This window comes from Agrobacterium sp. SOY23 (assembly GCF_027212525.1).
GTDB lineage: Bacteria > Pseudomonadota > Alphaproteobacteria > Rhizobiales > Rhizobiaceae > Agrobacterium > Agrobacterium tumefaciens_I.
Genome location: NZ_JAPWDT010000003.1, coordinates 177,238 through 191,463 on the forward strand (window position 1 = coordinate 177,238; position 14,226 = coordinate 191,463).

The 14,226-nt window shown below is 61.3% G+C and carries 13 protein-coding genes; 3 read left to right on the forward strand and 10 right to left on the reverse strand.

The window, feature by feature from the left end; all coding sequences use genetic code 11:
- Positions 1 to 79 precede the first annotated feature (79 nt).
- The 4 genes from O3S81_RS09725 to O3S81_RS09740 form a co-directional block, all read right to left on the reverse strand.
- Positions 80 to 1,690 carry an ABC transporter substrate-binding protein gene (locus O3S81_RS09725; protein ID WP_269342722.1) on the reverse strand — a complete coding sequence of 537 codons (1,611 nt, stop codon included), beginning with the start codon at positions 1,688 to 1,690 and terminating at the stop codon, positions 80 to 82.
- A gap of 93 nt (positions 1,691 to 1,783) precedes the next feature.
- Positions 1,784 to 2,497 carry an HAD-IA family hydrolase gene (locus O3S81_RS09730; protein ID WP_269342724.1) on the reverse strand — a complete coding sequence of 238 codons (714 nt, stop codon included), beginning with the start codon at positions 2,495 to 2,497 and terminating at the stop codon, positions 1,784 to 1,786.
- Between the two features lie 256 nt (positions 2,498 to 2,753).
- The gene (locus O3S81_RS09735; protein WP_269342726.1) at positions 2,754 to 4,127 is read right to left on the reverse strand and encodes an aspartate aminotransferase family protein; all 1,374 of its coding nucleotides are present in this window, start codon (positions 4,125 to 4,127) and stop codon (positions 2,754 to 2,756) included.
- A 14-nt stretch (positions 4,128 to 4,141) separates the two neighbouring features.
- Complete coding sequence (locus tag O3S81_RS09740) at positions 4,142 to 4,978, reverse strand: GNAT family N-acetyltransferase (RefSeq protein WP_269342727.1); 837 nt, start codon at positions 4,976 to 4,978, stop codon at positions 4,142 to 4,144.
- Here O3S81_RS09740 and O3S81_RS09745 point away from each other — a divergent pair.
- The 3 genes from O3S81_RS09745 to O3S81_RS09755 are packed head-to-tail and all read left to right on the forward strand — an operon-like array spanning position 4,977 to position 7,261.
- On the forward strand, positions 4,977 to 5,294 hold the full coding sequence (locus tag O3S81_RS09745; RefSeq protein WP_269342730.1) for a hypothetical protein: 318 nt from the start codon (positions 4,977 to 4,979) through the stop codon (positions 5,292 to 5,294). The genes O3S81_RS09740 and O3S81_RS09745 overlap by 2 nt on opposite strands.
- A gap of 7 nt (positions 5,295 to 5,301) precedes the next feature.
- On the forward strand, positions 5,302 to 5,970 hold the full coding sequence (locus O3S81_RS09750) for a haloacid dehalogenase type II (protein ID WP_269342732.1): 669 nt from the start codon (positions 5,302 to 5,304) through the stop codon (positions 5,968 to 5,970).
- A gap of 16 nt (positions 5,971 to 5,986) precedes the next feature.
- The gene (locus O3S81_RS09755; RefSeq protein WP_269343498.1) at positions 5,987 to 7,261 is read left to right on the forward strand and encodes an NAD(P)/FAD-dependent oxidoreductase; all 1,275 of its coding nucleotides are present in this window, start codon (positions 5,987 to 5,989) and stop codon (positions 7,259 to 7,261) included.
- Between the two features lie 246 nt (positions 7,262 to 7,507).
- Here O3S81_RS09755 and O3S81_RS09760 read toward each other — a convergent pair whose 3' ends face one another.
- The 6 genes from O3S81_RS09760 to argE form a co-directional block, all read right to left on the reverse strand.
- Positions 7,508 to 8,965, reverse strand: a complete 1,458-nt coding sequence (locus tag O3S81_RS09760) for an NAD-dependent succinate-semialdehyde dehydrogenase (RefSeq protein WP_269342734.1) — start codon at positions 8,963 to 8,965, stop codon at positions 7,508 to 7,510.
- Positions 8,966 to 8,980: 15 nt separating this feature from the next.
- Positions 8,981 to 10,024, reverse strand: coding sequence for a tartrate dehydrogenase (locus O3S81_RS09765; protein WP_269342736.1), 1,044 nt, complete (start codon positions 10,022 to 10,024; stop codon positions 8,981 to 8,983).
- 13 nt (positions 10,025 to 10,037) lie between these two features.
- Entirely contained in the window at positions 10,038 to 11,501 is a 1,464-nt protein-coding gene (locus tag O3S81_RS09770) for an aldehyde dehydrogenase family protein (protein ID WP_269342738.1), read from the reverse strand.
- Between the two features lie 190 nt (positions 11,502 to 11,691).
- Entirely contained in the window at positions 11,692 to 12,048 is a 357-nt protein-coding gene (locus O3S81_RS09775; RefSeq protein WP_269342740.1) for a cupin domain-containing protein, read from the reverse strand.
- 26 nt (positions 12,049 to 12,074) lie between these two features.
- Positions 12,075 to 12,998 carry a 2-hydroxyacid dehydrogenase gene (locus O3S81_RS09780; protein WP_269342741.1) on the reverse strand — a complete coding sequence of 308 codons (924 nt, stop codon included), beginning with the start codon at positions 12,996 to 12,998 and terminating at the stop codon, positions 12,075 to 12,077.
- Between the two features lie 21 nt (positions 12,999 to 13,019).
- Positions 13,020 to 14,144 (reverse strand): acetylornithine deacetylase, encoded by a 1,125-nt coding sequence (gene argE / locus O3S81_RS09785; protein ID WP_269342742.1) that lies wholly within the window; start codon positions 14,142 to 14,144, stop codon positions 13,020 to 13,022.
- Positions 14,145 to 14,226: the final 82 nt, after the last annotated feature.

Sequence of the window (14,226 nt, forward strand, 5' to 3'; positions counted from 1 at the left end):
CGATCTGCCTGATGGTGGAGACTTCCCGCATGCTGCGGAAAGTTGCCGGGCGTTGTTTCACGCCCGGCTCCATGGTTTATCAGGCTTCGAGCCAGACGTATTCCGCAAAGGCGTAACCCATCATGCCGCCGAGCGGATTGGCCTCCAGGCCCTTCAGCTTGGAGCTGATCGCGTCCACATTGGTAAGGTAGGCAGGGATGATGGTGCCGGCTTCGTCGGCGATCATCGTCTGCATTTCGAAATAGATCTGCTTGCGCTTTTCGAGATCGAGCAAACCACGCGCTTCAAGCATCAGCTTGTCGAATTTCGGCGACTTGTACTGGCTTTCATTCCACGGCGCATCGGATGCGTAAAGCAGCGAGAACAGGATATCCGGCGTCGGGCGCGGGTTGATGTTGCCGAAATGGATCGGCGCCTTCAGCCAGTAATTGCTCCAGTAACCATCGGCGGGAACGCGCTGGACGTCCAGCTTCATGCCGATTTCCGCAGCCGAGGCCTGGATGATCATCGCCATGTCGATGGCCGAATTCGCCGCATCCGAAGTGATGACCGGAATGGACTGGCCGATGACGCCAGCCTTTTCGAAGTGGAACTTCGCCTTGTCGGGATCGAAGGCTTTCGGCTTGAGGTCGGGATTGTGATAGGGGCTCATCGGCGGGATCGGCTGGTCGTTGCCCACTTCGCCGAGACCACGAAGGGCCGCCTTGACGATCTGCTCGCGATTGACGATCGACTTCATGCCGGCAATGAAATCGGCCTTGTTGCCGGGCGCCTGGTCGAGACGCATGTTGAGATTGGTGTAGTTGCCAGAGGTTCCCTTCGACAGGGTCACACCTTCCTGCTTGTCGAGCAGGCGAAGCGCGCGCGGGTTGATGGCGGCTGCGAGCTGGATATCACCGGAAAGAAGGGCGTTGACGCGGGCATTGTCGTCCGAGATCGCGAAGAACTCGAAGCTGTCGACATGCGGTCCGCCGGATTTCCAGTAATTGGTGTTCTTCGACATGATCGAGCGCACGCCCGGTTCGAATTTTTCGAGCTTGAAGGCGCCGGTGCCGTTGCCCTTGGAAAAATCGGTCGTGCCGTCGGCGACGATCATGAAATGGTGCATGGCAAGGATCGTCGGCAGGTCGGCATTGGCGCTGGCCAGCGTGATCTCGACCGTGCTCTTGTCGACTGCCTTGAAGCCGGTCATCTGCGCGGCGATCTTGGCGACCTTGGAGCCGACGGCGGGATCGAGATGGCGCTTCAGCGAATAGACCACGTCATCGGCCGTCAATGCCTTGCCATCATGGAAGGTGACGCCGGAACGCAGCTTGACCGTCCAGGTCTTGGCGTCCTTGGAATCGATGGATTCGGCAAGTTCCATCTGCGGCGTGCCGGAAGCATCGAGGAAGCTCAGCCGGTTAAAAAGCGCGCAGCAACGGACATAATCCGTCGAAAGCGAGGCTTTTGCCGGGTCGAGCGTATCGGCGGTGGAGGAGGACCAGCCGGCCGCCTTCAGCGTGCCGCCCGATACCGGTGTTGCGGCCACGGCCTTTGAGGCGCGGCCGAGAATGGCCGAGCCGGCGGAAAGGGCAACGCCGCCCGCCAGCATCATGTGAAGCAGCTCACGCCGCGTCGCACCGCGGCGGATCGCCTGTTCAACGGCGGCATCGTCGGAACGGGTCCAGTTGGTAATTCTGTCACTCATGGTCTTCCCCTTTTGTATGATTTGTTGAAATGCGTCAGCAGAAATGTCCGGCATGCCGCATCCCAGTTCGCGGCAGGCCATGGGCGGAGCGGTTCAGCCGCCCGTTTGCCTCGCGGCCCCGGCAAGGCCGGCCATCGAGGTGAAGTGGTAATCCGGCTCGGTGAAGTTTTCCGGCTCGATCGTGCCGCCATATCCCTTCTGGGCGTGGCGGCGCTCGATCCAGCAATTGGTCATGCCGAGTTTCCGGGAAATGCCGATATCGTGGTACTGGCTTTGCGCGACGTGCAGAATGTCGTCCTTCGATGCGCCCTCGCTTTCCACAAAGGCGAACACCTTTTCGAAGAAGGCCGGGTCCGGTTTTTCCGTGCCGGTGTCATCCGCTGTGAAGGCGGCGTGAAAGGGATTGCCGAGCTCCTTCGAGAAATATTCAAAGGCCCAGCGCTGGGCGTTGGTCATGGCGATGAGGCGGTGCGTCTTTGCAAGCTCGGCCATGGCGGCGCGGCTGTCTTCAAAGCTTTTCCAGCTTTTTGCCGCGTCCCGCAGGCGCTCGCCGAGCGCGCGTTCCGCCGGCAGGCCGAGTTCGGGAGCGATGATCAGGTAAACGCGGACGAGATCGTCCGGAAAAAGGTCTGTCGCATCGGAATAACGGGCTGCGCGATAAAGCGCGAGCGCCTTTTCACCATCGACCTCCACGCCGTGTTCCGTGCCGATCTCGGCAAGCGTCGCTTTCAGACCGCCTTCGAAATCGATGAGTGTTCCCACCACGTCGAAGCTCATATATTTGAAGTCGCTCAGTTTTTTGGGCAATGTCGGTCTCCGCTTCGCCGCTTCGGCCTCTTGGGGAGCCTGCGGCAGATTATTCTGTTCCCGGACGGGATCCTTGCCCCGTTCCCATTTGTGATTACGCCCTTTTTTATGGCGTTTAGTGCCGTTTGCATTGATAGTTTGGCACTTCCAGCACGTTGGATACGCCGAAATGGATCGGCTGTTCGGCAGAATATTGCGAATATGCGGTGCGTTGCGACATTTCGAGAGGGTGCCGCAACGCTGCCCGCTTTTCCTCTCAGGCCATCGCCGCCCGCACTGCGGGGTCTTCAAGCGTCTGATCGAGCGTCTTCAGCGTCCGCTCGACGATGGCATCGATTTCGTTATCGGTGCAGCAGAGCGGCGGCGCGTAGCCGAGGATGCCGTTCGCGAAGGCGCGCACAATGAGGCCGTTTTCCCAGGCGCGGTCGAAAACTTTTCGCGCGGGGGTGGCTGCGGCCGGCAAGGGCGTCTTCTTGTCCTTGTCGGTCACGAGTTCGATGGCGGCCAGCATGCCCCGGCCGCGTACATCGCCCACCAGCGGGTGGCTTCTCAATCCTTCAAGGCCAGCCATCAGCCGTTGACCGGCACGGCGGCCATTTTCCAGTAATCCGCCTTCATAAAGTTTCAGCACTTCGAGACCGACGGCGGCGCTGACGGGGTGGGCGGAATAGGTATATCCGTGCCCAATGGCTGCCTCGCCCGCGAAGTCGGCAATTGTATCATAAACATGGTCTGCCATGAAGACGGCGCCCATTGGCACATAGCCGGAGGTGAGGCCTTTTGCGGCGGTGATGAAGTCGGGCACGATGTCCTCGTCAGCACAGGCAAAGAGCGGTCCCGTGCGGCCGAAACCGGTGATGACTTCATCGGCGACGAACAGAATGCCATAGGAACGGCAGAGCTCGCGCATGGCCTTGATCCAGCCCGGCGGCGGCACCAGGACGCCGCCCGAGCCCTGAATGGGTTCGGCATAAAAGGCGGCGACCCGGTCCGGGCCGATGGCCTCGATCTTGTCCTTCAGAATTTGCAGGGAAGATGCAATGATGGCGGCCGGATCGCTGCCAGCCGGATTGCGATAGGCATAATGAGACGGAATTTTGTGCTGCCAGTCATAGGGTACACCGAAACCCGCATGGAATGCGGGCAGGGCGGTGAGGCCCGAGCCGGCGGTGGTGGAGCCGTGATAGCCCTGTTCGATGGAAATGAACTGGTCGCGCTGCGGCTGGCCTTTCGCATGCCAGTAATAACGGATGAACCGGATTGTGCTGTCCACGGCGTCCGAACCGCCAAGCGTGAAATAGACGTGGTTGAGATCTCCCGGTGCGCGGTCGGCAAGTTCTGAGGCCAGCCGGATCGCCGGTTCGCTGCCAATGTCGAAATAGGCGGTGGCATAGGGCAATTCACGCATCTGCTTTGCCGCCGCTTCGACGATGCTGTCGTGCCCGTAACCGGCATTGACGCACCAGAGGCCGGCAAAACCGTCGATCAGCTGATGGCCGGTCATGTCGGTGACGGTTGCGCCACTTGCCGATTTCAGCACCCGCACGCCGAGCTTTTCATGGCCGCGGAAGGAGGAGACGGGGTGCACCAGATGGGCGCGGTCCAGTTCGATCAGTGAATTGCTTAACATGGGTCTCTCCAGATTCAGCCGAGTGCCTGGCTGGTCAATGCGAAGGTTCTGAATTTCTTGTCGGCTGAGATGTCGGCTTTCGGCCGGCGCATGGCGATGCCGCCGCCGACATGGGCAAGGCCGTGTTCGGCCAGCCAGGGGGCAAGGCCAGTATCCACCGTGGTATCGACGCGCAGGAATGCGCCCGCCCGTTCGGACAAGATGAAGGTAATCAAATCTTTTGCGATTTCAACATCTTCCGCCACGACCGGGCCGATGACTTCACCACGTCCGAAGGCGCGCAGGGCGGCAAAACCCTTGATGACGCCCTGTTCCCGCACAAGCGCGAAACGCGCCCGGCTGGCAAGTTCCGCAAAGAGCGCCGCGCGATCTGCGCCGAAAGCCTGCGCATCCAGCGCCGCAAGTCCGGCCGGGTCAATACTATCCACCCAGGCCACGCCGACCGGGCGTTCGGCCGCAGAAGGAATGCCTTGATGCTGGCGCACCTCGCCGCAGGCGGCAAAGCCCAGCTTTTCGTAGAGCGGCAGGCCGTCGGCCGTGGCGACAAGACGGCACTCGCGATTTTCCGCTGCATCCAGCGCCGCCTGCATCAGCTGGCGCCCGAGGCCGCGGCCGCGCATGCTCTCATCCACGATCACCATATTGACGGTGGCGCAGGTTTCGCCGAGCAGCGTCGCCATGGCGGTTCCGACAACACGACCGTCTTCAAGGGCGACGAAACCTTTGCTTAAAGAGAGGACCAGCGCCCAGTCTTCTTTCCGGTGCGGCCATCCGGCCTGACGGGAAAGTTCAACGGCCGCATCGAGATGCTCCGGTTGAAATGGTTGGATATCGATCAGGCTCGCTTGCATGCCGGAACTCCGTTTGTTCTCACTCTTCATTGATAGACTGATGCCGGAAGAAGATTGTCCCGACAAATGGGAAGGTTCGATATGTTTCGCTGTTGCTTTTATCCACCGCCGCATCTTATGCCGCATCCTGTCCGCGCCAGCCGGTAAACCTGGGGCGGGCGACGGCTTTCGGTTTGCCCCAACGCAACTCTCTGCCAAACTGGCGGCTGCATACGCAACAATCTGCTTCCGCGAATGGCAATTGCGGTGCGCCGACCGGGCAAAGGCTTTCTATGATCAGTTTATTCCGGCACGGCCGATCCCCAAGCAAGGATGACGACGACATGACCATCTTCCGCCCGAAATACATCTCCTTTGATTGCTACGGCACGCTGATCAATTTCCAGATGGCCGAAGCCGCCCGCGATCTCTATGGCGATCGCCTGGACGAAGCGCAGATGCAGCAGTTCATCAAGAATTTCGCGGCTTACCGTCTGGACGAGATCATGGGTGCCTGGAAGCCCTATGCCGAGGTGGTCCATAATTCTCTTTCGCGCAGCTGCAAGCGCAACGGCGTTACCTTCAAGGATGAAGACGCCACTTTCGTTTACGAGCGCGTTCCAACCTGGGGTCCGCATGCCGACGTTCCGGCCGGTCTTGCCAAGGTGGCGAAGGAAATTCCCCTCGTCATCCTGTCCAACGCCATGAATTCGCAGATCATGTCGAATGTCGAGAAACTCGGCGCGCCTTTCCACGCGGTCTACACCGCCGAGCAGGCGCAGGCCTACAAGCCGCGCTTCCAGGCGTTCGAATATATGTTCGACATGCTGGGCTGCGGGCCGGAGGACATGCTGCATGTTTCTTCCTCCTTCCGCTACGACCTGATGTCGGCCCATGATCTCGGCATCAAGAACAAGGTCTGGGTCAATCGCGGTCACGAGCCCGCAAACCCCTATTATGGTTATGTGGAAATTGCCGATATTTCCGGTCTTGCGGGTGTCGTCGGACTGTAAGGAAAGGACCATGACCATGAAGCTCGTCTCCTACTGGCACGACACCGCTCCCCTGTTTTCGGGAGCGGCGGAGGGACCTGTGGAGGGCCACTATGATGTGGCCGTCATCGGCGGCGGTTTCACCGGTCTCGGTGCGGCGCGCCAGCTCGCGAAAGCGGGTGCGCGCGTGGTTGTCCTCGAAGGGCAGCGGGTCGGCTGGGGTGCCTCCGGCCGTAATGGCGGGCACCTCAATAATGGTCTTGCCCACTCCTATCTTTCCGCCAGGGCGGAACTCGGCAAGGAACGCGCCATCGCCCTTTACAGGGCGCTGGACGATTCGATCGACACGCTGGAGGCGTTGATCGCGGAGGAGGGCATAGACTGCAATTTCCGCCGCTCGGGCAAGCTGAAGCTTGCTTCCAAGCCGCAGCATTTCGAAGGCCTGGCTAAAAATTTCGAGGCGCTTCACGCCGAGGTCGATCCCGATACGGCGCTTTTGTCCGAGGCGGATCTGAAGGCGGAGATCGGCTCGCCCTTTTACGGCGCGATGCTCTCGAAGAAGAGCGCCATGATGCATATGGGCCGTTATGTCGCCGGCCTTGCCGAGGCCGCCAGCCGTCATGGCGCGGTGATTTTCGAAAATGCTGCCGTGACGAAACACACCCAGAACGGCAAACTTCATGAGCTCGAAACCCCGCGCGGCACGGTGACGGCCGACAATGTGCTGGTCGCGACCGGCGCTTATACGCCGTCCGGCTTCGGTTATTTCCGCCGGCGTATCATCGCGGTCGGCAGTTTCATCATCGCCACGCGGCCGCTGACGGATGCCGAGATCAAGGCTTCGGTTCCGGGCAACCGCACCTATGTCAACTCCATGAACATAGGCAATTATTTTCGTCTGGCGCCGGATAATCGCTTGATCTTCGGCGGCCGAGCCCGTTTTTCCGCGACCTCGGACCAGCGTTCGGATGCCAAGAGCGGCGCGATCCTGACGGAAAGCCTGCATCGCATCTTTCCGCAGCTTTCGCATGTGCCGATCGATTATTGCTGGGGTGGTCTGGTCGATATGACCAAGGACCGTTATCCGCGTGCCGGTTTTCATGACGGCGTGTGGTATGCGATGGGCTATTCCGGCCATGGCGCGCAGCTTTCCACCCATCTCGGCATGATCATGGCCGACGCCATTCTGGGACGGCCGGACAGGAACCCGCTGAAGGGGCTCGATTGGCCGGCGGTGCCGGGTCATTTCGGCAAGCCCTGGTTCCTGCCGCTGGTGGGTTATTATTATAAGATGCTGGACAAGTTTCAGTAGAAGGCGATGGCCTTCCGTCAGACAAAGCCTCACCCAGATTTGACGTCATCCTCGGGCTTGTCCCGAGGATCCAATCACGTCTCGTAAAATCAAACCGTTGCAGATGCTCGGGACAGGCCCGAGCATGACGAGCGAGGGGAGGTTTTCGGACTTCGCATCAATCGCACTGCGGCCTCAGGGCCGCTTTTTTGTGTAAAAAAGAAGGGCCGCAGAGCGGCCCTTTAGGCGGGGAGGAAGAAGCGGGCGTCAGGCAAGCCCACCGATATGAAACGTCTTCGTTTCCAGATATTCCTCGATGCCGATCTGCGCGCCTTCGCGGCCAAGGCCGGATTGCTTGACGCCACCGAAGGGGGCGACCTCGGTGGAGATCAGCCCGGTATTGAGGCCGACCATGCCGAATTCCAGCGCTTCACCCACCCGCCATGCGCGCTTGAGGCTCTCGGTGTAGAAATAGGCGGCAAGGCCGAAGGGCGTGCCATTGGCAATGGCGAGCGCTTCTTCTTCCGTCTCGAAACGGAAGAGCGGCGCGACCGGTCCGAAGGTCTCTTCGCTAGCCAGCTGCATTGCCGTCGTTGCGCCCGTCAACACCACGGGTGCGGTATATTGCGGGCCTTCCGGCAGGTTGCGCGGCCTGGTGATGATGGTTGCGCCCTTGGCAACGGCGTCATCGATATGGGCGCGAATTTTTGCGATGGCCGGTTCGTTGATCATCGGGCCGATGGAGACGCCCGCTTCCGTTCCGGGGCCGACCCGCATGGCGTCGACGCGATCCGCCAGCTTTTTCGCAAAGGCGTCGTAAACGCTCGACTGCACGAGAATACGGTTGGCGCAGACGCAGGTCTGGCCGCCATTGCGGAACTTCGAAACGAGCGCGCCTTCGATGGCGAGATCGAGATCGGCATCATCAAAAACGATGAAGGGCGCATTGCCGCCGAGTTCCAGCGACAGCCGCTTGACGCTATCGGCAGCGCCGCGCATCAGAAGCGAGCCAACGCGGGTGGAGCCGGTGAAGGAAATTTTCCGAACCGTCTCGTTGGCCATGATTTCATTGCCGATATCCGTCGGCATGCCGGTGACGATGTTGATGACGCCCGTGGGAATGCCCGCCCGTTCGGCGAGCACACCAAGCGCCAGCGCCGAATAGGGTGTGAATTCCGACGGCTTGATGACGACGGTGCAGCCGGTGGCGAGCGCGGGCGCAACCTTGCGGGTGATCATCGCATTCGGGAAATTCCACGGCGTGATGATGCCGCAGACGCCGACAGGCTCCTTTAGCACCACGATGCGCCGGTCCGGCGTTGGTGAAGGAATGGTGGTGCCGCCGATGCGCCGGGCCTCTTCCGCAAACCATTTGACGAAGGATGCGCCGTAGCGGATTTCGCCCTTGGCTTCGTCAAGCGGCTTGCCCTGTTCGATGGTCAGGATCAGGCCGAGATCGTCGATATTCTCGATCATCAGCGCGAACCATTTTTCAAGCAGCGCGGCACGCTCGGCATGGGTCTTTTTCTTCCATGGCCCGAAGGCGGCGTTGGCGGCCTCGATTGCCGCGCGGGTCTCTGCGCCGCCCATATCCGGCACAGTGCCGATCACCGCCTGCGTCGCCGGATCGGTGACATCCACCACCTTGCCCGATGCTGCCGCTTTCCAAGCGCCGCCGATCAAACCCGTCTGGCGAAAGAGTTCCTTGTCCTTCAAGCCCTGCATCATAATTCTCCGAAATCAGGCGAGTGCCGCAAGAACCGCGGCGGTGATGGTGTCCGTCTTGTCCTTGCCGGGTACCGTGCCGATGCCGCGGCCGGTCGCCGTTTCCAGCGCCCTCATGATCTTTTCGGCGGCATCCTTTTCGCCAAGATGCTCGAGCATCATCGCGCCGGACCAGATGGCAGCGATGGGGTTGGCGATGCCGAGATGGGCGATGTCGGGGGCTGAACCATGAACCGGCTCGAACATCGAGGGGGCGGTGCGGTCGGGATTGATATTGGCGGAAGCGGCAAAACCAAGGCCCCCCTGAATGGCGGCGCCGAGATCGGTCAGAATGTCACCGAAGAGGTTGGAAGCGACCACGACATCAAGGCTTTCCGGCGCCATCACCATGCGCGCCGCCATGGCGTCGATATGGTAACTTGAAACCTCGACGTCAGGATATTCCGCCGCAAGCTTGTGGGTCACCTCGTCCCAGAACACCATCGAATATTTCTGGGCATTGGACTTGGTGATGGAGGCGAGCTTGCCGCGACGCTTCTGCGCCTGTTCGAAGCCGAAACGCAAAATCCGCTCCACGCCCTTGCGGGTGAAGATCGAGGTTTCGACGGCCACCTCGTCCTCCGTGCCCTGATGCACGCGGCCGCCGGCGCCGGAATATTCGCCTTCCGTGTTTTCGCGAATGCACAGAATGTCGAAGCCATCGGCCTTCAAGGGGCCTTGCACGCCGGGCAGAAGCCGATGCGGGCGGATATTGGCATATTGCACGAAAGCCTTGCGGATCGGCAGCAGCAGGCCATGCAGCGACACAGAGTCAGGCACTTCCGCCGGCCAGCCGACGGCGCCGAGCAGAATGGCGTCGAAGCCGCGCAGCGTTTCGATGCCGTCCTTCGGCATCATCGCCCCGGTTTCCTTGTAGAAGGCGCAGGACCAGGGGAATTCCGTTCCTTCAAGCGCAAAACCGGAGGTTTTGGCGACGGCGTTGAGAACCTGCCACGCGGCGTCCGTCACGCTTTGGCCGATGCCGTCCCCGGGAATGAGTGCGATGCGATGCGTTTTCAAGAGAATTCCCCTGTTACAGTCCGATGAGGACGCTTTTGCTCTTGCGGTTGGCGAGATAGGCCTCCCGACCAAGATCCTTGCCGATGCCGGAACGCTTGTAACCGCCGGTCGGCAGGATGTGATCGCGCGAACGCCCGTAACGATTAACCCAGATCGTTCCCGCCTGGATCGCGCGCGACAGGCGCAGGACGCGCGAGACGTCGCGGCTGAAAAGGCCCGCCGCCAGACCGTAGGTCGGATGATCGGAAAGCGCCAGAGCCTCTTCTTCCGTGCGGAACGTCTGCAGCGTCAGCACCGGTCCGAAGATTTCCTCGGTAACGGCGGGCGAGGTCTGGTCGACATTGGCGATCAGCGTCGGCTGGTAAAAATAGCCGGGACCATCCATGATCGCGCCGCCCGTCAGGCATTCACCGCCATGGGCGACGGCTGCCTGCACAATGCCGTCGATACGCTGGCGCTGAACTTCGGAGATGATCGGCGAATATTGGGTGGCCTCGTCCCAGGTCGGACCGGGCTTTACCGCCTTCATGCGGGCGATGATCGCAGCGGAAAGGGCGTCGGCCGCACTTTCCTCAACGATGATGCGCGAGCCGGCGACGCAGGCCTGTCCCGCATTGGAGAGAATATTGCCGGCGATCGCGGCGGCTGCCTTTTCGATATCGGCATCGGCAAACACCAGCTGCGGGCTTTTGCCACCCAGTTCCAGCGTCATGGGCTTGATGCCGGTGCGGGCGACATTCGCCATGATGGCGGCTCCGGCTGCTGTCGAGCCGGTGAAGCTGACCTTGGAAATCTCGGGATGGCCGGTGATGGCGTTGCCCGTCACTGGCCCGTCGCCCAGCACGATGTTGATGAGGCCGGCGGGCAGGCCGGCCTTGATGGCCAGTTCAGCCATGAAAATGCTGGAGAAAGGCGTCATTTCCGATGGTTTGAGCACCACGGCATTGCCGGCCGCGAGCGCCGGGCCGAGTTTCCAGCCAGCCATTGAGACGGGGAAATTCCACGGCGTAATCGCGCCGACCACGCCATAGGGCTCTGTCATGATCATGCCGAGGCTCGCATCGTCAGTCGGCACGAGATCGCCGCCTTCCTTGTCGGCGAATTCGGCGAAGAAGCGGATCTGTTCGGCGGTCACGGCGATGTCGCCGGCAATCAGCTGGCCGACGGGCCGTGTAGAGGACAGCGCTTCGATCTTCGCCAGCGTCTCGGCTTCCTGCTCGATCAGGTCGGCCCAGCGCTGCAGAACCTTCGTGCGTTCACGCGGGCGCACGCCACCCCAGTTACTGCTTTTCAGCGCGGCCTTGGCGGTCTGGACCGCCTCATCGACCAGTGCGGCATCCGCCCTGGGGCAACCGGCATATTCGATGCCGTCCGACGGGCGGTGCATGTCGATGCCATTTTGAGCCGGGATCAACCGGCCACCGATGAAATGGCCGATAGGCAAAGACAGGCTGTCTGGATCGAAGCTGAGCGTCATGGGAAATCCCCTGTGGATATGCCTCAAGGCTAATCCCGGATGGCAAGCAGCATCGACCGACTGCGGCGGGGGCGGTGAACGAAAATCCTGTTTTGCCGCCGGCGGACAGAGCAATCTTCGGTGCGCATGTCCGCCGGCATTTTCCCGGCACGAACCTTCACGGGTGATGCCGAAAATGCAGGATTTCAGCTCATCCGTTCACGGTGACGTAGATCTTGCGCACGGTCTCGATGGTCTTCCAAACACCAACGAAACCCGGCTTCATGACGAAGCTGTCACCCGCCGTGTAACGCAGCGGTGCGCCGCCTTCCGGCGTGATTTCGATGACGCCTTCGAGAATATGGCAGAATTCGAAGGTCTCGCCCTTGATCGAGCGGCTTTCGCCCGGGGTCGCTTCCCAGATGCCGGTGTGGACAGTGCCGTTGCGGGCTTCGTCCAGCGCCCAGGTCTTGAAGGCCGGGTCGCCGGAGATGAGGCGTTCGGGCAGGGCCTTGGAGGCCTTCGGTTCGAAGGCGGGATTGGTGTCGATGGTCTTGAGAAGCGGCATGGGTGTCCTTTCCTGGAACGGGTGGGTTAATATCCGCGGTTGCGATCGACGAGGCCGAGCGGCTCGAGACCGGACTGGTATCGTTTGATGTTCTCGACAACGGTGCGCGCTGCCGAATGTGGCTGGGTGACGCTGGCGATATGCGGCGTCAGGAGAATTTTAGGGTGCGTCCAGAAACGATGGTCTTCCGGCAGCGGTTCGGGCTCGGTGACGTCGAGCACCGCGCCGGAAAGCCTGCCGCTATCCAGCGCGTCGAGGAGGGCGTTGTGATCGAGCTGCCTGCCGCGTCCGGCGTGGACCAGCCCCGCGCCGTCGGGAAGCATTGCGAGACGTTCGCTGTTCAAAAGACCCGTGGTCTCCTCCGTCAGCGGCAGCAGGCAGACGAGAATATCGCTTGTCGTGAGGATCGTCGCCAATCCGGCCTCGCCATGATGGCAGGTCACGCCATCGATCTCGCGCGGTGAGCGGCTCCAGCCGGACAGCGGAAAACCGAAGGGTTTCAGCCGTTCCAGCGCTGCAACGCCCAGCATGCCGAGGCCGAGAACGCCCACCCGGCATTCTTCCGCCTGGCGCTGGGGCAGGGCCTTCCACAGGCCTTGACGCTGCTGGCCCAAATAGGCGGGCAAATTGCGGTGAAGCGCCAGCACGCCGAGGCTGACATATTCCTGCATCATGCGGATGATGCCCTCATCCACCATGCGCACGACCTTCACATGGGAGGGGATTGCGTCGATATGAAACTGGTCGACACCGGCGCCGATCGAGAACAGGATTTCGAGATTGCGGTAGCGGCCTATATCCTCGGGCACCGTCCAGCTGATGAGGTATCGAACTGCATCCGGATCTACGCTTGCGGCATCCATCGAAAAGGGCAGTTCCGGCAGGTCGCGGGCCAGGGCCTGCCGGAAAATTTCGCCGCGCCTGGCGTCGGAATTGAAGAAAAACGTCATCTGAATCCATGTTCCGAAGGTTCAAGCCGTGCAGCGGTTTGCCAGTGCTTCCAGCATTGACTGGCAGGCCGCCAGCTCACCGGCGGTGATATATTCATCCGGCTTGTGGGCGCGGCCGATGTCGCCCGGGCCGCAGATGATGGCGTCGACGCCGGCCGCCTGGAAAAGGCCGGCCTCCGTGCCATAGCTGACGGCGGGAATGCAGGGAGCGCCGGTCAACTCTTCCAGAAGCTTTGCGAGCGGCGCATCGGCGGCGAGGGACAATGCCGGATAGTCGCTCATCGGCGCCCATTCGATATCGATGCCCTTGGCGGCAAGCGCCTGCACGCCATCGCGCACCGGCTGAAGCAGTGCGATCGGCGACACACCGGCAATCGCGCGGGCTTCCAGTTCGATGGCGCAATGATCGGGGATGATGTTGAGCGCCTGTCCGCCCCTCACCGTGCCGATCTGCAGGGAAGAGTAGGGAGGCTCGAAGGTCGTTTCGAAGGGGCCATGTGTCAGTGCCTGCGCTGTTGCGACCGCCTTTGCCATGATGTCAGCCATCAGATGAATGGCGTTGATGCCCTGATCGGGTCGCGACGAATGACCGGAGCGGCCGCGAATGGTGATGCGCGCGGCGGCCTTGCCCTTGTGGGCGCGCACGGCGCGCAGATTGCTCGGTTCGCCGATGATCGCGCCCGCCGGTTTTGCGCATAGTTCCGGCAATCGGGCGATCATGTGCGGCACGCCGCGGCAACCCGCCTCCTCGTCATAGGAAAAGGCGATATGCACGGGTCGCTTCAGTGCCAGGCGCGAAAATGTCGGTGCTGCGGCGAGAACAGTGGCGAGAAAACCCTTCATGTCGGTGGTTCCGCGTCCGTAAACACGCTCGCCTTCGGCTCTCAGCGTGAAGGGATCGGAGGACCATTCGGGCTCACCGGCGGGCACCACGTCCATATGGCCGGAGAGGATGTATCCGGCGACATCCGTCGGGCCGAAGCTCGCGAAGAGATTGGCGCGGTCGCCTTCAGGGCCGGCAAGCAGCGATACTTTCGCGCCGTGATTTTCCAGATAGTCGGCGATCCATCCGGCGATATCGCCATTGGCGGTTCCGACGACCGATGGGAAGCCGACAAGACGCTCCAGAATTTCGATTGCGTTCACGGCTGCCCCCGTCGTTTCAACGTCGAAAGCTTAAAGTGGTGAGCGGCGTTTATCTGCTGAAATGCGGATGATTTCGGTAGAT